The following is a 19,918-nucleotide window of genomic DNA, read 5'->3' as shown; positions in this document are numbered from 1 at the left end:
CTTTAATTTCATTGGTAGTGGTATTACACCCTGTAATCCCCATGCAAATGATTAAAATGCAAAAACGAAGTAAGTAAATACCTTTTTGATAAATGATATTATTCCCAAACATGTCATGTGCCTCCAAATTTAAAGGTATGCTAAGAGATTATTCCTTTATCCGAAATAGACTAATTCCAAACCAGATTGTGCTTATGATAAAAGGCAAAAGAGAGAATAAACCAACCATATCAAACCCAAACTGGCTGAGGATGAACCAGGGTATCCACAAGATTCCCACTATAACAGACAGCCAGCCGAGAATCGGTGAAAACGCTTTAGTCTTCAGCACCGCGCATCCTATCAAAAGATACATCCACCCCCATGAATGATCACCAAAAGAGCTCATCCCGGAAACTGCTGCATCAATCGCCCGATAAGCAGTTACATCCTTTACCGGAACGATCATACTAATGGCCTCTATGTATATCATTGAGCCGGCAATATAAAAGGCAGTTCCCACAAATGCGGTGCTAAGCATAATTCGCGAAAGATGAGGAGCATTCTCTTTCAAACGTTCATAAAGCGCATAAAAAAAGATAATGCCTGAAACATTGGCGAAGATGTATACAAGATTGAGCACATAAAAATTTACTGGCGCAGCCGCCACTGCATTTATCACCTTCGCCGGTTCGTCTAACTCACCAAAGCGCGCCTGAATAAATATATAAAGCACGCGATACAGTATGTACAGGCATGTTCCGGCAATTGCGGCGATCCCACCCAGTTTTTGAAGTTTCATAAATCCTCCTGATATAGTATTCACATTTCTTTTTCTTCACTGATACTTTTGCTGAATGCTTCTTTGAGGGCTACCACAGATTCCTCTATTGCCCGGTTTGCCTTACGAATGAACGGAACGCTGATAAAACCATGAACCACTCCGGAATATCTTATAAGACGCACTGGACCGCATTTTTAAGCTTTTCCGCATAGGCTTCTCCTTCATCACGAACAGGGTCAAACTCGGCGGTTATAACCAAGGAAGGAGGAAGTCCACGGTGATCGGGAGCAAGGAGCGGTGATGCATATGGATGTTTTCTATCTGGTTCATTTGGAATATATTGCCTCCTGAAAAATTTCAGCCATTCGAATGTAAGGTAATATCCTTTATCGTACAAGGTGTGGGAAGGAAAGTCGGAATCGCTCTGATCCGTGGATGGGAAAAAAAGGACCTGATAAATTATAGAAGGTCCTTTCCTGTCTCTTGCCATCAAAGTAGTCACTGCTGCAAGACATCCGCCTGCACTTCCACCCATGACTGCGATACGACTGCTGTTTCCGGAGATCAGTTCAGCATTCTGTGCCGTCCAGGCAAAAGCGGCATAGGCATCCTCTGCAGCAGCAGGAAAGGTATATTCCGGAGCCAGACGATAATCCACAGAAACAACTACTGCACCGGAAAGTTTTGACAGCTTCCGGCAGAAACTATCTGAACCATCCAGATCCCCCATGGTGAACCCTCCGCCATGATACCAGATAAGGATCGGGAGGCTGCGAGAGTCAATGGGCTGATAAATTCGGATCGGAATATTTCCTAATGTACCGGGGATTTCCCGATCCTCTACGTTAAATATATCAATAGGCTTGTTTCGTGAGAGACTTCCGGGTTTTCGTAAAAGCTTTACAGCCTCAGTCGGTGAAAGTGTGTTTGGATCGGGAAGCTCAGGCATCAGCCTTAAAGCAACAGCAACCTCTGGGTCCAGCCTGCCATGTTCTGTGAAGGTCCAGTTGTATACAATGATGGCGAGAATCAGAATTAAGGCGAAAATTGAACAAGCAATAACAATAAAAACGCGTTTTAATATTTTCTTCTTACCCAGTGTGGTTTCTTGAACTGTCATAAATAGCTCCTGTCGTGCTGTTGATATACTCAGTTTTAAATCACCTTATAAACGCATTCCCAGAACAACTACATATCCGGTCAGTTTATTTTGATTGAAATGATTGATTCGGATATCACTAAAACCGGCTTCCTTCATAAGTTCTGATACATCTTTTGGTGAGAACAACTGAAAAATCTCTTTTGGTAAAGATGCCCTTTTCATTTTTACCCCGAAACGAAGAGAAACAGCGACCAGGCCACCATGTTTGAGAACTCTCCTGATTTCAGAAAATCCTTTAAGAACATCCGGCCAGAAATATATTGCATTGACTGTAAACACACGATCAAAAGTTTCATCAGCAAATTGGAGATTTAAAACATCCCCAAATCGAACATCTATTTTTCCCATCTCTATTTGTTTCCAGAAATTTCGTTTGACCAATTTTACCATCTCAATGGAGTAATCAATACCTGTTACCTTGCCACTTTTTAAGAAATTCATCGTTTGTCTTAACCCTGAACCACCGCCAAATCCGACCTCCAAAACATGGTGATGATCATTCAACTGAAGATGTTTGATAGTTGAAGTTATTATTTCACGATTACCAAAATTCATCAAACGACTGAGCAGAACAGAACCAAACAATCCGGTTGGTTTTCGCAACTGAGAAGCAATAAAATGTCTTATCGTCATAATGTGCCTGTCTGCGTTAACAAATTTTATCATCGTTTAAGAAATTCAATTAACAGTGGTGTTATTTTCTCAGGTGACAGATCATGGTTTCCGCCTTCGATTGCATGGAATTCAATAGAGGAAATAGCAGCCTGTACTAGAATATGCTGATCAAATGATACCATTTGATCTTCTGTTCCCCAGATAAGGATTCCCTTTTTACCGCTTCTGCCAACCCGTTCATAATCCGGTTTCAATTGGTTGAAAGACATGTCCCTTAATGTGGCCAGAAATGATTGTTTGAAACCCTTGTACTTCATCTGCTCCTGAAGTTTTTGCAGAAACTCCTGTTTCTTTCCAGGTTCATGTATCCATCCGGCTACTGCTGAAGGTATTGTCCGATCTCCGACCGCCTTCATAGCCCATTCACCCACAAACGGCCAGCGAACGATCCTTATATTCAAGGGGGTAGGAGACCTGAATCCTGCTGGCGCCAGGAGAGCAAATCTCCGAACTCTTTCGGGATAACGATCGGCGAACCGGATTGTTAAGGCTCCGCCCATTGACCTGCCTACCAAATCAACCGGCGTTTTTATATTTTGTGAATTTAGCAGTTCAAGTAATTGCCGGTCATAGAGGTCAGATCTATAATCAGGCCGGTCTGATAAACCGCGTCCGAAGTGATCATAACGCAGAACATGAAATCCTGCATCTGCCAGGGCTTTGAATTCATAATCCCATATAAACATAGGAGTTAAAGCACCGCATACCAGTACAACCGGTTGGCCATTTTCCGGTCCGGCCCATTCGTAGTGTGTATACCCATCCGAAAGCCTTACAAACGATTTATCAGGCATTGACGCCCGTGCAACATCATCCAGGGCAAGGGTTTCCATATCGCCCACCACAAAAGGATAAACTGCGGCGATAACCAGCAGAGTAAATAAGCCTGTAAAAATCCATTTTACATATTTACGCATTGCATTTCTCCTCATTTTGGACATCCCAAGAGATAAAAAGCATATATCTGTATTTTCTAAAATTCAGAAAAGTCATATTACTGCATTCACGTACAAAGCTGTTTCACCCTAATATCAGAGACATCCATATACTATTCTGCTGCTGTCGCAATCGCAGTTGCTGCCGGTTCCTGCTGCTTTTGCCTAATCATCGCAATTCCGATCCAGAAAATGCACACGCCGAATAGCAAATGATCTAGAGCTTTTAGAATTTGTTCTGATTGTGGAGGAGGTTTTATAAAATGTCCTGATATCCACCAGAGACCGGATACAATGAACATCCATCCAAGCACCCTGGAAAATTCACGAGATCTCAGAATCGCACACCCTATGAACAGATCTGCCCATGCAATTGCAACTATTGCCGAAGAGTGGAACCCGGAAACTATTCGCTCGAAGACAGGGATGTACTCATTTGACAATCCGATAGCTCCAATTAAGATTATCCTGCAGGTAATCTGAAGAACTGCCCCGGCAGATCCCGCAATCAGCATTATGAGCATGAGGGCAGGCATACGGGTCTTCCATCGTTCATGAAGAACGAGAAAAGTGATCAGAAGAAAAATTGACCAGACGATCATCAAAATAAAAAGGAGATATTGTTTCATCGGATTGTTCATCAAGTCATTCTCAATAAAGTAAAGCCAGTTCATTCCTGTGCCGCACATTACACTGAGAATGGCGGCATATCCTCCCAATTTTTGAAGTTTCATAAATCCTCCTGTATTAAAAAATGATATATTAACCAGCAGATAAGTCTCTTAACAGTTACATGCCAAAAGATCATTTAATGAAAAACCAAAGTCAGGATCAGAAAAATAAACCCAATGCCATCTCAGTCTCTCTCAAAGCGATGCAGGTTATAGATATTGAATTGTGTAAAGTTGTGAGTGGAATTTCCGCTTGAATGGTAAATTTATATGCCGCACAATATTTTATGTCAATTGGAATTCATGCATCAGTCCATAGCCCTGGTATTCAGGCCAAGGCGCTTCATGTTAAGCAGTTCAGTAGAAGGATTGGGTTTTATCCCCCACCTAAAAATGGTCAGGAGTAAATCCTGACTCTACGAAAACCACAGAACTTGGTTTAACAAGGATATTTGTCGTTATATTTATCCCTCTGTGTACTTAAGTAGCCCATGTCAAGCTGCACATTCCTCAAAGAATGATTTGTCCAGCAATTGTTAAGGCATGATCCGGCCATTCTACATTTATGCTGCGCCAAGTTCACTGGTTGTCGATATTTGGTTTTTTCCTCAGCATCTCGATTCCCATCCAGATGATGGCTACATAAGCAATATAAAATGGATATACCAGTCCTAACTGGGGAATTATAAATTTGAGTATCGCCAGAATACTGGCTGCAATACTCAGCCAGCCAAGAATAGGCTTAAACGCTCTTGATTTCAGGATTGCCCATCCGGCGAAAAGCGTAGCCCACATAGCTGCATGACCGGCTGCGTTGTAGAAGCCATTGAATATGGCATCGAGAGCTCTGTAAGCCGAAACATCCCGGGTAGGTACAATCAATTGCATGCCTGTAATCCAGATCACTACCTCCATAAACCCCATAGCAGTGGCTGCTGAAATGGCTATCAGCATTATGCGCGTGAGATAAGGTGCTGTGGCGTGCATGCGCTCATGAAGAGCCAGGAAAAATGCCATTAATAAAATATATAAGACCTCGATGAATAACAGGGGAATATGTGGATAAACCGGGGCTACCGAATATGCCTCCATCGCCTTAACAGGATCGCTCGGAAGACCAAAGCGGTTGTATAATAAAACAGCAATAAACCATACAAATATAGAAACAATTATCGCAATCCCACCAAGTTTTTGAAGTTTCATAACGCCTCCTTTTTAAAGGTGTGGTTAATATGTATTTCGTATAGTAGCATCACAGAATACATTGTTTTTTGTTTTTCATTGGATGTTCAAAGTTGGACGTTCGATGTTGAATGTTCATATTTTTCTTAATCAACCGCATTGTTCACCATCCTATTGTAGAATCCCATTACTTTTTGTCTTCAGGATCACTTCAGGATATTCCGATGAAGGCCCATCGAGTAGCGGTGAATCAATCCCTTTAAGATGCATGTTAAAAAACGCAAGGACATAGGCATTCATGATCTTCAGCATTTTATTATGCCTTAAAGACCAGATAATCACAGCCATAGCCAAAATCAGAAAGAAGATTTCCAAAACCCGCATAGGTATCCCCCCTTCGGCATTATATGTAAAAAGGTAAAGCAGTGATAAGTTGAAAAGAGATTTGACCCGGAAGGGGAAAATATATGAAGTTCGTTTCTATATGTCAAAGTAAAATCATTCATGATTATTAGTTATATCCTTGCGAAAACAATTACAAAAATAATAATGGCAATGAAAATAACAAAAATTCGGGTATGTGACATAAGTTAGGGCCTCCTTATTCCCCTTCAATATAAAGGTTTGATTCAACATTAAAATCAGCTTTATATTTACACTTGATTTACCTGAACATAATGCGATAATTGCCATGCCTTTGCATGATGTTTTAATGATGATTCGATGAAGCTTTACTGATAACAAGAAAAATCCGGATATTTACAGGGAAGCAATCAGCCTTACTGTAGGAACTTTATGGGCGAACAATACCTCATTGGTGATCTGACAGTCGATACCGGGAACAATACTGTGAACCGCAGGAATGAAACTATTACCCTCTCACCTCGCTCATTCCAACTTCTGGTAGCACTGGCAAGGCGTGCTCCGAATGTGGTAAGTCGCCAGGAACTTCTTGAGACTGTCTGGCCTGGTGAATATGTGAATGATGAGACACTGTCGCAGCGGGTGCGGGTTTTAAGAAAATCCCTAGGAGACCTGGATGAGACCCCAAAGTATATTTCGTCAGTCCGGGGATGGGGTTACCGACTGGTTGCGCCTGTCGAACGGGTGGAAATCCCAAAAGAAAAAATCCGCTCCATTGCAGTCCTTCCTTTGACCAACATCACAGGTGATCCGCAACTGGAATATTTTGCAGATGGAATGACAGAGGCGTTGATTTCATCCCTTGCGAAGATTCAGATGCTTAAAGTGATTTCCCGAACATCGGTGATGAATTACAAACAGACCAATAAGAAGGTACCCCAGATTGCCCGTGAACTTGGAGTTGAGGCAATTATAGAGGGTACCGTGCTAATCACAAAGGAGCGGGTGCGCGTCAGTGCTCAGTTGGTTCATGGGTCGACCGATGACCATTTCTGGGCTGAAACCTATGATCGCGATCTTGGAGATGTACTTGCCATGCATTCCGAGATTGCCCAGGCTATTGCCCGGGAGGTCCGGGCTGTTGTTACTCCGGAGGAAACTGAGACGCTTGAAAGGAAGCATCGCGTAAATCCCGGTGCTCTCGAAGCCTATCTTAAGGGTCAGTATTTTCTTGCTAAATACACACCGGAGGATGTACGCCGCGGGATCAGTTTTCTGGAACAGGCTGTCGCCGGAGACCCCCTGTTTGCTGAAGCACACGCATCACTTGCCAGCGCTTACCTGACCGGCGGTTTGCCGACCGGAAACAACTTAAGCGTTATGAAACAGCGGCAATTGCTTACTATGGCGGGAAGGTCTGCTGAACAGGCTTTGAATATGGACCAGCGGCTCGCCCAGGCACATGGGGTTAAAGCAATGGTATGTCTTTTCCATGACTGGGACTGGGACCGAGCAGAGCAGGCATTGGACAGTGCACGGAATTTCGAACCTAATGATGCCCTGGCTCATATTTATCGAGCGGGCCTGGCAGCAACAAAACAGGAATCCGAAAAAACACTGGAAGAACTGCGGAGCGTCATCAGCCTTGATCCTGTTAACCTGATATTCCTCAGCGTAGCGGAGGAAATCTGCTGGTGGATCAGGGATTACCAGCAGGCAATGGCATACGCGTTCCAGGCACTTGATCTTGATCCGGGCTACCAGCGGGCTCATTTCGTTCTTGCCCGTGTTTATGAGGCGCAGTGCCGGATCGAGGAAATGATCACAGAGTATGAGAAGGCAGGGTTTTTTACTGATAGCGGAGCAGCAGAGGCGCGCCGTGCACTTAAGGAAGGTGGAAACCCCGGCTATTACCGCTGGGCTCTTGATGTGCAGTTAGGAGCTATGGGGGACAGCCCGGTTGATGGGATAAAGCGACCGCTTTGTGAAGATAAACGGGCGATCTTTCAGGCCAGAAACTATGCAAGGTCCGGTGATGCAGATAATGCGATCAAATGCCTTGAACAATCCTATAAAGAACGCGACGGACTTATGGTTCTGCTGAAGGCCTGGGAGTGGTTTGATCCTATCAGATCGGATGCCCGCTTCCAGGACCTTGTATGGCGGGTTGGCATTCCCTAACCCCGGTCTAATTAACCTTCACCCTCCAGCCAAAGGGATCATCCTTTTTACCATACTGTATAGCGACTATCTCATCATAGAGTCTTTGAGACAACTGACCCATTTTGCCACCTGCAACAATATGGTCTTCGCCCCTGTATGTGATCTGACCAACAGGCGAAATAACAGCGGCTGTTCCTGTGCCGAATGCCTCTGTAAGCCTTCCATTTCTGGCGGCAGCAATTACATCGTCTATGGAGATGGCCTTTTCAGCAACCTTCATGCCCCAGCGTTTAACAAGCTGGATGGATGAGTCCCTTGTGATGCCATGAAGCACGCTCCCGGCAAGGGGCGCGGTTATGACCTCGTTATCAATAACAAAGAACATGTTCATTGTGCCCACCTCTTCAATGTACTTCCTGTGTGATGCATCGAGCCACAGAACCTGTGTAAACCCCTTTGCTTTTGCCTCTTCAGCGGCAAGAAGGCTTGCGGCATAGTTTCCGGCTGTTTTTGCTTCGCCTATTCCACCGACAGAGGCCCTTACATATTTGTCCTCTACATATATCTTTATGGGGCTTAACCCTTCCTTGTAATAAGCCCCGACAGGGCAAACTATTATAAAGGCTATGTATTCCTTTGCGGGTCTTACGCCAAGGTGCGGTTCTGATGCAAACATTGCAGGCCGTATGTAAAGGGATGTGCCCTGATTTTTAGGTATCCAATCCTGTTCAAGGAGTATGAGCTTTTTAATGGCATCCATGAATAGGGAGCGGTCCAGCTCAGGCATGCAAATCCGTATAGCCGAACTGTTGAATCTCTTTATGTTCTCCTCCGGCCTGAAGAGATAGATGCTGCCGTCATCCGCCTTGTATGCCTTTAGCCCCTCAAATATCTCCTGACCATAATGTATTGCCATGGCAGCAGGATCAACGCTGAAATTTCCATATGGTACAATGCGGGGGTTGTACCAGCCTTTGCCTGTTTTATAATCTACAACAAACATATGGTCTGTAAAGATATCGCCAAAAGCCAGGTTTGATTGATCCTCCGGTTTCTTTTTTAGTTTATCCGGTGCCACTTTTTGTGTCGTGATTTCCATTTTAAAAACTCTCCTTATACCAGCCTTATACCAAAGGGGGATTGCCTGTAAATACTAATATCCCTGATACTGAAGGATAATTAGCACATGGAATATAGAAAGGCAATATGGATGTTTTATTCGACCAGCACGGAAAAATGTTAATTTTCATATTTTTAATAGCCTTGAGCAATGATGATGTATCAGAAAGGCGCAAGGCACAGGGTGCAAGGCGCAAGGTGCATCCGCCGTCGCCTTTCGGCTATGGCGGGACAAGAGGCGCAGGGGATAGAATCTTGATCTTACTCTTGAAAATTGATATTAAGAGAGCAAGAGCAAGAGAAAAAGTATGAGGGTTGGTACTTATGAAACACCCTTTATTGCCTTCTGTTTCATCTCATTAAAGAGGGCCTTCCATTCGGTTATCTTTGGTGACAGTGTAAAACCTCTATATCTCCCCCATGTCCTGTTTGCCCTCGCTGTCTGGGCCATAAAATCCATATCCTCTGGGTTGATAATTTTTCCTTTTTCAACAAGCTTAACAAATAATGGTATACCATCTATCTCTTCAGTTTTATCCGCAATAACAAGCTGATCCCCCTGCTCATATACCCTAACTCTGCCGGGGATTGACTCCTTACCGGGTGAATTGCTGAATTTCATATTGGGGTTTTCTCCTGTCATGGATCTCTTAAATGCGGCAGATAGGGTATCACGGTGGAACTGCCTGTAATAATAACCCCCTGCACCCGGGAAGAGTATGGTATCCGGTTCAGCTCCGGTCTCCTGTTTGAACAGGGTATATACCTCTTTTACCTTTTCGGGGGTCACCTCATCCTCAAATACTATGATCCTGTTTTCTATGCCCTCTTTAAGCATCCTTTTGTAATATCTTGCACACTGCCCTGCAATATCTCCTGAATCAACGCGTATGCCTATCCTGCTATTTTCTGGAAATCTTTTCATGATGGTAATGGCATTTTCCATGCCTACAGTCTCTGCATCCACAAGGTCAGATAAAAGCGATGCGCTGCCTGCGTCCATTACAAATCTCTCCATTGCCTCCAGTTCCGCTGTTTCAAGCGGCTTTGAGAATGACTGGAAGGCGCTTAAAAACTCATGACCAATTGTGCCTATTGATCTGAAGAGCTCAGGGAGCATAAACTCTGCTGCATCACATGATGTAAATACAGGATTTCCGCCATTACCTATAAATATTGAAAGGAGTTTTGCAATGGCCATTCTTTCATCAGGGTCAGCCCTGTAACCGAACTCAGCATGCCTTTTGCCTGCCGCCTCATACATGAGCCTGCCCTTTGTGGCATGGATTATTGAGCCATAATATCTACACATCTGGGGCTCTATGAATGAGACTATCCCGCCAGGGCCTTCAAAACTCATGCATGGGACACCGGCCAGAAAGGTCTGGCCTCCGGGAAAACCCCAGATATCTATAGGTAAAAATACCTCTTCGCCAATAACGCTATTCATCAACGCCTCAAACAGTCCATTGGGAAATGCCTTAACGCATGAATATTTTGAATACCATTCCATTGCAATTTCAATGTCTCTTTTCTTTAATGGTTTTAAAAACCATTGTCTTAAGAGCCATTCATGGCCTGCCATGATCAGGCGGCCTTCTGCGCCTGGTTCGGGTAGACCCTTTCTCATGGTAAGGTGGTAGGCCGCATCACAGGCGCTCAACCGCTCATCTACTGACCACATGGTGCGTTTATAGGTGTCTGATGAAAGAAAGCCTCTCCCTATAAACCATGATGAAAGGAATTCCGCTATAATCTCTTTCCGTTTTTCTTCCATATCCCCCATTGTATCTTCCTGTTTTCAAGGCTAACTGCCCAGAATCCTGATAAATTTATTGTATTTGCAGATTCACTGGCATAATATCAGTAAATAATAGTTTACAAAATAATTTTTTCAGGTCGTTTAATCAACCTGTCACAGGAGAGGTACTTGTGAAAAAAATCATGTTATTCGCTGCATTTATACCCCTGATCTTAGTTTTGCAGATCTTTACCGGGTGTGGCGCTGTAAATAGAAATATCTCACATCAATCCGGGATGAGCTGCGATGAGGTGGCCGATGATGCGCTCAAGAACCAGAATTATGAAAAGAGCATTATCCTTCATGAATTTTTTATCAAGGAAAACCCTGAAAACGGTCTTGCCATGTATCACCTTGGATACAGCCACGGCCAGCTTAACGATCATGAAAATGAGATGAAATATTATGAAGAGGCGATCAGGCTGGGTTATTATGGGTCTGGCATTTTCTTTAACCTGGGGATGGCCTACGGCGAGATGCAAAGATATGATGATGCTGTCAGGGTATTTAAAAAGGCCATAAAGGTGGAGCCAGAAAGGGCAGATAACCATTTTGGCATGGCACTGACATATGAGAAAATGGGTAACCTTGCCGGGGCAGAAAAGGCATTATTAAAGGCGGCAAAACTCTCTCCCAACGATATTGATGTTAACTATTTTCTTGGAAAGTTTTACCTTGCAACCGGTAAAAAGGAAGAGGCATTCAATCAGCTTGAAAAACTCATAAAGATCGCACCTGATGATGAAATGACCCTTGAACTGCAAGGGGCGCTTGAGGCAGTAAGTGTTGATAATACCGGTAATTGATCTCCTTAATGGCGAGGTTGTGCATGCAGTAAGGGGAGAGCGTGATAATTACATGCCTGTGAAAAGTACCCTTGCTTGTGGAAGCGACCCGCTGGAAATAGCAAATGCCTTAACCAAGGTCACCGGCAGTGATCAGGTTTACATTGCTGACCTTGACTCTATCCTTAACAGGGGGTGTAACAGGGGGCTCTTTCCCCATCTTAAGTCACAGGGCATATCCCTTATGGTTGATGCAGGAGTTTCAGATGCAGGCTCGGCTTTAACTATAAAAAGGGCAGGCGCAGACAAGATAATAATTGGAACTGAGACCATATCTGATATTGATCAAATATCCGAAATTACAAAGCAAATTAACCCTGATTGTCTTGTCCTGAGCATAGACATCAAAAAAGGTGTGGTACTTTCAAAGGCAGATGAACTCAAGGGGGTTGACCCTGTAGAGGCAATAAAGAGGTTATCAGGAAAGGGCATTAAGAGTTTTATCATCCTGACCCTTGACCTTGTAGGTTCGGGTGAAGGGCCCGATACAGGGCTTATAAGCCGGGCGCGAAGGGTGTTTCCTTATCACACACTTATTTCCGGGGGAGGTGTAAAATCGCCTGTGCATCTGGCCCGGCTTAACGCAGCAGGAGCAGACGGGGTTCTTGTCGCAACTGCCCTGCACAAGGGGTGGATCAACAGAAATAATATCCCAAACAATAGTATTTAATAAAAAAATCCTTGACACAGACCCCCTTCAGGTTATCTACTCCCGGTACTTTACTATGATATAAAGATGTTTAATCTGTATTACATCATTATCATTAGCATTCATGAGATGATAAAAAATACAAGGCCTGTGCACGGGTTAAAAAGGAGGCAAAAATCATGTATTCAAAGACGGTTATGGATCATTTTAAAAAACCGAGGAATGTCGGGACAATAGAAAACGCTGATGCAATCGGTGAGGTCGGCAACCCCCTTTGCGGCGATATGATGACCATATATCTCAAGATAGAGAATGAGAGGATAGCTGATATCAAATTCCAGACCTTTGGCTGCGGCGCGGCAATAGCTGTTTCAAGCATGCTTACTGAGATGGCAAAAGGCAAGACAATAGAAGAGGCAAAAAAGATCACAAACAAGGATGTTGCAGAGGCGCTTGAAGGGCTTCCTAAAAACAAGCTCCACTGTTCAAACCTTGGGGCAGATGCCCTGCTGCTTGCAATCAAGGATTATGAAGACCGGCTGGCAGGAAAGCCCAGGCCCGAAAGGAAACAGAGGGATCAACATGAACATGTGGAAAAGGATGCCTGCTATTGCCCCTATTGCGATACTGAGGTGGGTGATGGTGAGGCATTCTGCAAGGCATGCAACAATGCGCTTGTTCAGCTCAAATAGGCACTGCTTAGAGAGAACAGTATGAAGACAATAAACCTTGACCACTTATCCGCAAACCCTCTCCTGCCTGAGGTGCAGGAGGCCATGATTGATGTAATAAGGAATAACTATGGTAACCCTTCCAGCCAGCACAGTCTGGGCGATGCTGCGGCAACTGCACTTGAGGCGGCAAGGGATGCTGTATCTACACTTATTAACTGCTCCACATCAAAGGAGATGGTTTTCACTTCCGGCGGGACAGAATCAGTAAATCATGCAATAAAGGGTGTTGCCTTTGCAAAGGCAGATAAGGGAAAGCATATAATCACCTCAAATATAGAACACAATTCCGTGATCAGGTCTCTTAAGCGCTTGAAACTGTTTGATTACAATGTAACATCTGTCTCTGTTGATAAATATGGTATGGTTGACCCTGCCGAGATAGAGGCAGCCATTCAGGATGATACCATCCTCATATCAATCATGCATTCAAACAATGAGATTGGCACCGTACAGCCCATAAAGGAGATCAGTGAGATTGCAAAGGCCCGAAATGTGCTCTTCCACAGTGATGCTGTTGACTCTGTAGGCGTTATACCTGTTGATGTGCAGGATCTAGGGGTTGATCTTTTAAGTTTCGGGTCGAACCCCTTTTATGGTCCGGCAGGAGTAGGCGGCTTATATATCAAGAGAGGGACTGCCATATGGCCCATGCTTGACGGAGGAGTGCAGGAGAACAATAAAAGGGCCGGCACAGAAAACATGATAGGCATTGTCGGCATGGGCAAGGCCGCAGAGATCGCCAAAAGGGATATGGGAAAAAGGATCGCTCACTTTAAAAGGCTCAAAAAGAAATTCTTAAAAGAGCTGCCCGATTATCTTGATGAGTATGTCCTTAATGGCCACCCGGAAAAGAGCCTTCCGAATCATATCAGCATATCGCTTAAATACATAGAGGGTGAAAGTGTTGTGCTCATGCTTGATGATGAGGGTATAGCTGTATCCACCAGGTCTGCTTGTGCAGCCGGGGCCTTAAGGGCATCCCATGTGCTGCTGGCAATTGGACATGAGTTCGCCGATGCACAGGGAACAATGGTGATAACATTCGGAATTGAAAACACGGAAGAGGATGTTGAGAGATTTCTAGCAGTGCTCAGGGATACGGTGGTTTCCTTGAGGGATATCTCGCCTCTGTATAAAAAATAGACCAGGGCATTCATTCAATTCAGAGTAGATGCCGTATTTAATATAACCTCTTGAGATTTTATGGGATGGTTTATGAAGATAGTTTCAATAGCAACAAGCAAAAAAAAGGGAACAAGAAAAACCCCGCAGGATTCTGTAGTTGTAAAAAAGGATTACGGGATAGATGGTGATGGACATTCAGGGCTATGGCACAGGCAGGTGAGCTTTTTATCATCCGAGAGCATAAAAGAGGCAAAGGAGAGGGGCCTTAATGTTACATTTGGTGACTTTGCTGAAAATTTTGCCACTGAAGGAGTTGACTGGAAGAGTATACCCGTTGGCGCCAGGCTTAAACTCGGTGAGACAACACTGGTAGAGGTAACCCAGATCGGAAAAGAGTGCCACAACAAGTGCGCCATATATTACCAGGCGGGTGACTGCATTATGCCAAGAGAAGGCATCTTTGCCAAGGTGCTTGAAGGCGGCACAGTTAAAAAGGGTGATAGTATCCAGATAATCGAACATGATTGAGAGAAAACCTGAAATGAACATGGATCAGTACCCGGAAAAGATCTTTGCTGACCGCATATCCGGCACTGAGGTAAGCCGATCCTTTGAAATAACAAGGTTTGAAAATGGTGCGCCTGTATCAGACCGTCATGAACTCATAGGCGAAGAACCGCTCCTTATGAGGATTGAAGAAAATCCCTATTCTGTTGTCATGCGCACACCCGGTGATGAAGTTTTTCATGCGGCAGGCTTTTGTCTTGCAGAGGGTATAGTTGATGGCCATACGGATTTCAATTCCATAGGTTTCTGCGCAGATATGGACCCCAATGTGGTCGAGATAACCCTTGCCCCTGAGAGGCTCAAAAAGGTTGCCCCCCTCCTGCAAAGAAAAGGTTTTGTAAGCCAGACCAGTTGCGGTATATGCGGTAAAGGGTTTATTGATGAGATATCCCAGATATTAAAGCGGGGCGATATAAATAAGCGGCTCACCCCGGATGAAATCCGCATGGCGGGCGAGAGGCTCGAAGAGACCCAGAAACTGTATAATATCACCCGCGGCTCTCATGCCATTGTTGTCCTTGATAATAATCTTGAGGTCATCTCAAAGGGCGAGGATGTTGGCCGCCACAATGCCCTTGACAAGGCAATCGGGAAAGCGCTTATGGGCAAAAAATTGCTTGATGCTTTTATGGTGGTGCTTTCATCCAGGATAAGCTTTGAGATGATCCAGAAGGCAAACCGTGCAGGCATATTCTTTATACTGAGCGCCTCAAGACCAACAGCCCTTGCTGTTGAGCTTGCTAATAGCCTTAATATGACCCTTGTATGCCTGAGTGACTGGAAGGATATTATAGTTTTCAGTGGACAGGAGAGGATTATATGGTAATATCCTCACAATTTCTGCGGCAGCAGTCATGGTTCTGTAATTAGAACCAAATCCTATTCAGAGGGAGCATTTGAGTGTCAACTGAAGGTATTAATACCAGTAATTGGCCGACCATCATTAACAGATTAAAAAACTGGACACCGGTTATCCTGTCATGCATTGTAGGGCTGATTCTGCTTATATCAGGTCTACAAAAGGCATTTGGGGTGGACCTTTTTATCCGCCAGATACGGGATTATGAGATAATATCAAATCCTTTACTTATCATACTGGGCGCCTGGGCCCTTATCACCCTTGAATGCACTCTTGGGGCAGCCCTTACAGTAAATTTTCAACCAAAAATAGCAGTGCCTCTGGGAGGCATTCTTTTTCTGATATTTATAGCGGCAACCGGGTGGGCTTGGTATACCGGCGCCACTGATGACTGTGGCTGTTTCGGATCGTGGGTGGAGCGGACACCGCAGGAGGCCATGATCGAGGATATAGTGATCCTCTGTTTCATAATAATCTCCTGGAAATGGAACAGGTCCTTTAAAAAATGGCCCCATTTCTTGAAGGAGTTTCTGGTTGCTATTGCCTTTTTTACTGGTCTCTCTATGCCCATTATTGCAGGGCCGGTCATAGACCGTATAACTACCGCCCTTACCGGGCCTGTTAAAGATGGTTTTGAACCATTTGTGCTGAATTTCCCGGAAAAGGATCTGTCCAAGGGAAAACACATCATAATAATTATGGCTACCGACTGCCCCCATTGCAAGGAAGAGATGGAAAACCTCGATAAGATTGCAGAGGACAGCGAATTGCCTGATGTTATTGCCTTTGTAATGAACAATAAGGAGCAGCGTGATGATTTTATCTTTGAGTTTGAACCTGCCTTTGAGATCTACCAGATAAAGGATGATGACTACTGGCGGCTCCTTGGTGATGGTGAGATACCGAGGATAATACTTATAAATGACGGCCTGGTGCTGAAGAAATGGGATTTAGTGCCGCCTGATCTGGGTTCGTTAAAGGCTGCTGCTTCAAGGTAAGTAGTATTTGACGAAAAGGATTTAAAAAAAAATGACTGAGCATGACAGAGGACATTATTCAAAAAAACACCCTGAAGGGAAAAAGGTTGATCCGGTTATTGCAAAGGCCGTTGCCGATAAGGCAAAGGATAATAAGATAACCTGCGCTGCGGCATTTAAAATAGCAGATACCTGTGGGGCTACTCCTGCCGAGGTGGGTTTTACCATTGACAGGCTTGAAGTTCGAATTGTCCGGTGCCAGATGGGTATATTCGGTTATGAGCCCGAAAATAAGGCTGTTAAGCCTATGGATGCTGTCCCTGAGGAGCTTGAAAGGGCAATCAGGGATAGACTAAATAAGGATAAAAGGCTTGCATGCGCATCTGCATGGGAGATAGCAAAAGCCTTCAATCTACCTAAAATGCATGTCTCTTCTGCCTGTGAAAGGCTGGGCATAAAGATTAAACCCTGCCAGCTGGGGGCATTTTAAAGATAGTGTTCAGCTTTCAGCAAAAGTCAAAAGGGTTACTGCCTAAAGTACATTAAAAAGCTTAACAAAAAGCCTCAATCTTCTTTTAAGAAGCATTGAGGATTTTTGTTACTGAGACAAGTTTAACAGCTTGTGCAACTGCTGCAAGAATCGCCTTTTGGCAGGTTTGAGGTTATGGAAAAACCTGATCCCCTTGGGCCATCAACAAAATCCACATTTATGGGTTTTGCCTGTTCAAGAAGGGCCTTATCAACCAGGTATGTAACGCCATTGTCCTTGATTATCTCATCATTTTCCGCTGGCTCATCCAGAGCCATTCCGATCGACGGGCCCGATCACCCGCCCTCAGACAGAAATAACCTTATATATGAAGGGTCTTTCTGGGCCTTTAGAAAATCTGTAATCTTTTCATTTGCGGTTTCTGTTACTTTTAGCATTATTGCCTCCTTCCAGGTAATAAATCCTTAAAATTATAGGGCTAAAATATACATATTATTCGGCATGTCAAATTTTTTAATGAATAATATCACCTTCTCCTGTCCTTCCGGATAAATTGAACCGGGTCTTGTATTTCTGATCCGTTATTGATTGTAGACAATACTGGTTATTGACAACATTGTAAGAAGGTAAGTTATCACGCAAAGCCGCAAAGAACACCAATAAAAACAATTTATTTTAAGTAGTTACCTTTGCGACTTTGTGTCAGATTCAGCTTTTTTACGAAGCCATCCAAATTAATATTTTGTCAAACTCCCCTGTGAGTTTCTTAAAGGCCATGCCCCGGTGGCTGATTCTGTTTTTTTCTTCATTTGTCATCTGGGCAAATGTCTTTGAGAAGGGGGTATAATAAAAGAGCGGGTCATAACCAAAGCCCATGTTACCATCAGGGGTATCTAATATTACTCCCTCTACTTTACCGGCATATGTTTTGGCTTCACCATTGGGCAGGGCTATTGCTACAACAGTTTCAAAACGGGCATTCCTATTTTTAACCCCATTAAGTTCCTTTAAAAGTCTAAGGTTGTTTTCTGCATCTGTTGCCTTATCCCCTGCGTACCGGGCAGAATATACACCGGGGGCGCCATTTAACACATCCACAACAAGCCCTGAATCATCTGCTATTACAGGGAGCCCTAGCGCCTTTGCGGTAAAGATCGCCTTTATGCGGGCATTTTCTTCAAAGCTCTTCCCGTTCTCAATAACCTCTGGTATTGGATCAAAATCATCAAGGGTTTTAACTTCAACATCATAGCCATGTAAAAGTTCCCTGATCTCCTCCACCTTCCCTTTGTTCCTGGTTGCGATTACTATAGATATCATCTTCATTTAATGATTATTCGCTCCTGTCCGGCCATCTCTTTCTCCATCTTTTTGGCCTCATCCTCATACCCCGGTTTACCAGCCATTGCAAACATGGCCTTTTTATATGCCTCAACGCCGGGCTGTATAAAGGGGTTGTGACCGAAAAGATACCCGCTTATGGCAACCGACTTTTCCATAAGGTAATAGAGCTGGCCTATATTAAATGCATTTCTTTCTGGTATATTTATGGTCATGTTTGGAACACTGCCTTTATAGTGCGCCCATGCAGGCCCCTCTATCACCTTTCTGTTTATGAAATTCATATCAAGGCCCCTGTCAGATAAATAATTGAGGCCGTCAATATTATCCGCATCCCCCGGGATATCTATGCTATTATCATGTCTCTCAAGCAGAAGGAATGTCTCAAGGATGTTTCTCTCACCATCCTGCACCATCTGGCCGTTCGCATGGAGCTTTTCAGAGTAGAGTGATGTGGATAGCCACATGCCGTGGCCCCTGTGCCCCTCACTTTCAGGGAAGAGCTGCTCCATCCACCTTGCAACAGGCATGAGGGAGTTTGAGTTGGTTGCTATTACCTCTATCTTTTTACCCTTAAGCCATGCAGCATGGCGAACCGCCGCATGCACAAGCGCCGGGTTTTTCCAGAAATCGTCAGTATGGGTAATCTCACGCATGGATTTAAACCCGGCTATAAACTCCTCTATATCTATATTCGCCATTGCCAGCCCAATAAGTCCAACATCAGACAAAACAGAAAACCTGCCGCCTATATCATCAGGCACAACAAAGGTCTCATAACCCTTTTTATCTGCTAGGTTTTTGAGCGCACCCTTTAGCTTATCGGTTGTAGCTATTATGAAGCTGTCTGCCTCTTTGCCTTTGTTTTTCTCCATGAGTCTGCGGATGATCCTGAATGCGATAGCTGTTTCAGTGGTTGTCCCTGATTTAGAGATCACGTTTACTGCAATGCGTTTTCCATCAAGCATATCAAGGGTGTCCCTGAAATAGTCTGGGTCCATGTTCTGGCCTAAAAAATAGATCTCAGGTGCGTTTCCCCTTGCTTCTCTAGTTAGCTGATTGAAATGGTTGTGGGTGAGTGCCTTGATGGTGGCCTCAACACCGAGGTATGAGCCCCCGATCCCCAGCGATACAAAGGCATCTATCTTTGGGGATATTTTTTTTACGAGGGCCTTGATCCTTTCTATATGATCTGCTGAGATATTTACCGGGAGATCAACCCAGCCTGTCATGGGGATATTGTTATCCATGATGTCTCCCTTGTTAGCCAGGAGCATCCTGTGGGCTGTTGCCACATCTGAGATAATGGACTCAATATCATCCTTTTTTATGTCATTATCACCAGGCGCATTAAAGATATTAGTGATATCAATGGATATCCGGTTACCCTCCCTGAATTTATCAGAGTCAATGGAGAGACCTTTACCCCGGTCAATCTGTTTTTTTATGGTATTATTTTCATTGTATTCTGAAATATTTATACTGGTCATGAGATAA

22 protein-coding genes are annotated in these 19,918 nt (G+C 44.1%); 10 read left to right on the top strand and 12 right to left on the bottom strand.

The window, feature by feature from the left end:
* Positions 1-148 precede the first annotated feature (148 nt).
* From GX654_20995 to GX654_20965, 7 genes are all read right to left on the bottom strand, one after another.
* Positions 149-781, bottom strand: coding sequence for a DUF4386 family protein (locus GX654_20995; GenBank protein NLD39341.1), 633 nt, complete (start codon positions 779-781; stop codon positions 149-151).
* 151 nt (positions 782-932) lie between these two features.
* Positions 933-1,883: an alpha/beta hydrolase gene (locus GX654_20990; protein ID NLD39340.1), complete on the bottom strand. Its 951-nt coding sequence runs from the start codon at positions 1,881-1,883 to the stop codon at positions 933-935.
* Between the two features lie 45 nt (positions 1,884-1,928).
* Positions 1,929-2,558 (bottom strand): class I SAM-dependent methyltransferase, encoded by a 630-nt coding sequence (locus tag GX654_20985; protein ID NLD39339.1) that lies wholly within the window; start codon positions 2,556-2,558, stop codon positions 1,929-1,931.
* 29 nt (positions 2,559-2,587) lie between these two features.
* Positions 2,588-3,517 carry an alpha/beta hydrolase gene (locus GX654_20980; protein ID NLD39338.1) on the bottom strand — a complete coding sequence of 310 codons (930 nt, stop codon included), beginning with the start codon at positions 3,515-3,517 and terminating at the stop codon, positions 2,588-2,590.
* A gap of 131 nt (positions 3,518-3,648) precedes the next feature.
* Positions 3,649-4,269, bottom strand: a complete 621-nt coding sequence (locus GX654_20975; protein NLD39337.1) for a hypothetical protein — start codon at positions 4,267-4,269, stop codon at positions 3,649-3,651.
* Between the two features lie 516 nt (positions 4,270-4,785).
* The gene (locus GX654_20970) at positions 4,786-5,409 is read right to left on the bottom strand and encodes a hypothetical protein (protein ID NLD39336.1); all 624 of its coding nucleotides are present in this window, start codon (positions 5,407-5,409) and stop codon (positions 4,786-4,788) included.
* Between the two features lie 150 nt (positions 5,410-5,559).
* A complete protein-coding gene (locus GX654_20965; GenBank protein NLD39335.1) occupies positions 5,560-5,772 on the bottom strand; it encodes a hypothetical protein in 213 nt (70 codons plus the stop codon).
* A gap of 411 nt (positions 5,773-6,183) precedes the next feature.
* Between GX654_20965 and GX654_20960 the strand changes: the two genes are divergently transcribed.
* Positions 6,184-7,932, top strand: coding sequence for a hypothetical protein (locus GX654_20960; GenBank protein NLD39334.1), 1,749 nt, complete (start codon positions 6,184-6,186; stop codon positions 7,930-7,932).
* A 7-nt stretch (positions 7,933-7,939) separates the two neighbouring features.
* On the opposite strand, the gene GX654_20955 is transcribed toward GX654_20960, so the two are convergent.
* Complete coding sequence (locus tag GX654_20955) at positions 7,940-9,013, bottom strand: branched-chain amino acid aminotransferase (GenBank protein ID NLD39333.1); 1,074 nt, start codon at positions 9,011-9,013, stop codon at positions 7,940-7,942.
* A 137-nt stretch (positions 9,014-9,150) separates the two neighbouring features.
* Between GX654_20955 and GX654_20950 the strand changes: the two genes are divergently transcribed.
* On the top strand, positions 9,151-9,345 hold the full coding sequence (locus GX654_20950) for a hypothetical protein (protein NLD39332.1): 195 nt from the start codon (positions 9,151-9,153) through the stop codon (positions 9,343-9,345).
* 10 nt (positions 9,346-9,355) lie between these two features.
* Here the strand turns inward: GX654_20950 and GX654_20945 are convergent, their stop codons facing one another.
* Positions 9,356-10,810, bottom strand: coding sequence for a hypothetical protein (locus GX654_20945; GenBank protein ID NLD39331.1), 1,455 nt, complete (start codon positions 10,808-10,810; stop codon positions 9,356-9,358).
* Between the two features lie 155 nt (positions 10,811-10,965).
* On the opposite strand from GX654_20945, the gene GX654_20940 reads away from it, so the two are divergent.
* The 8 genes from GX654_20940 (at position 10,966) to GX654_20905 (ending at position 17,080) form a co-directional block, all read left to right on the top strand.
* Positions 10,966-11,640, top strand: coding sequence for a tetratricopeptide repeat protein (locus GX654_20940; GenBank protein ID NLD39330.1), 675 nt, complete (start codon positions 10,966-10,968; stop codon positions 11,638-11,640).
* Complete coding sequence (locus GX654_20935; protein NLD39329.1) at positions 11,618-12,349, top strand: hypothetical protein; 732 nt, start codon at positions 11,618-11,620, stop codon at positions 12,347-12,349. The genes GX654_20940 and GX654_20935 overlap by 23 nt, the downstream gene beginning before the upstream one ends.
* 158 nt (positions 12,350-12,507) lie before the next feature.
* Positions 12,508-13,020 (top strand): Fe-S cluster assembly scaffold protein NifU, encoded by a 513-nt coding sequence (nifU, locus tag GX654_20930; GenBank protein NLD39328.1) that lies wholly within the window; start codon positions 12,508-12,510, stop codon positions 13,018-13,020.
* Between the two features lie 21 nt (positions 13,021-13,041).
* Positions 13,042-14,205 (top strand): cysteine desulfurase, encoded by a 1,164-nt coding sequence (locus GX654_20925; GenBank protein ID NLD39327.1) that lies wholly within the window; start codon positions 13,042-13,044, stop codon positions 14,203-14,205.
* A gap of 60 nt (positions 14,206-14,265) precedes the next feature.
* Positions 14,266-14,715, top strand: a complete 450-nt coding sequence (locus tag GX654_20920) for an MOSC domain-containing protein (protein ID NLD39326.1) — start codon at positions 14,266-14,268, stop codon at positions 14,713-14,715.
* The gene (locus GX654_20915) at positions 14,708-15,580 is read left to right on the top strand and encodes a formate dehydrogenase accessory sulfurtransferase FdhD (protein ID NLD39325.1); all 873 of its coding nucleotides are present in this window, start codon (positions 14,708-14,710) and stop codon (positions 15,578-15,580) included. The genes GX654_20920 and GX654_20915 overlap by 8 nt, the downstream gene beginning before the upstream one ends.
* Positions 15,581-15,654: 74 nt before the next feature.
* The gene (locus tag GX654_20910) at positions 15,655-16,611 is read left to right on the top strand and encodes a hypothetical protein (GenBank protein ID NLD39324.1); all 957 of its coding nucleotides are present in this window, start codon (positions 15,655-15,657) and stop codon (positions 16,609-16,611) included.
* Positions 16,612-16,642: 31 nt separating this feature from the next.
* A complete protein-coding gene (locus tag GX654_20905) occupies positions 16,643-17,080 on the top strand; it encodes a hypothetical protein (GenBank protein ID NLD39323.1) in 438 nt (145 codons plus the stop codon).
* Positions 17,081-17,202: 122 nt separating this feature from the next.
* Here GX654_20905 and GX654_20900 read toward each other — a convergent pair whose 3' ends face one another.
* From GX654_20900 to GX654_20890, 3 genes are all read right to left on the bottom strand, one after another.
* Positions 17,203-17,397, bottom strand: coding sequence for a hypothetical protein (locus GX654_20900; protein NLD39322.1), 195 nt, complete (start codon positions 17,395-17,397; stop codon positions 17,203-17,205).
* Between the two features lie 400 nt (positions 17,398-17,797).
* Complete coding sequence (locus GX654_20895) at positions 17,798-18,406, bottom strand: XTP/dITP diphosphatase (GenBank protein NLD39321.1); 609 nt, start codon at positions 18,404-18,406, stop codon at positions 17,798-17,800.
* Positions 18,403-19,911 (bottom strand): glucose-6-phosphate isomerase, encoded by a 1,509-nt coding sequence (locus GX654_20890; GenBank protein ID NLD39320.1) that lies wholly within the window; start codon positions 19,909-19,911, stop codon positions 18,403-18,405. The genes GX654_20895 and GX654_20890 overlap by 4 nt, the downstream gene beginning before the upstream one ends.
* Positions 19,912-19,918 lie beyond the last annotated feature (7 nt).

This window comes from Desulfatiglans sp., assembly GCA_012513605.1.
Taxonomy (GTDB): domain Bacteria; phylum Desulfobacterota; class DSM-4660; order Desulfatiglandales; family HGW-15; genus JAAZBV01.
This window is presented reverse-complemented; position numbering and strand designations above follow the sequence as displayed.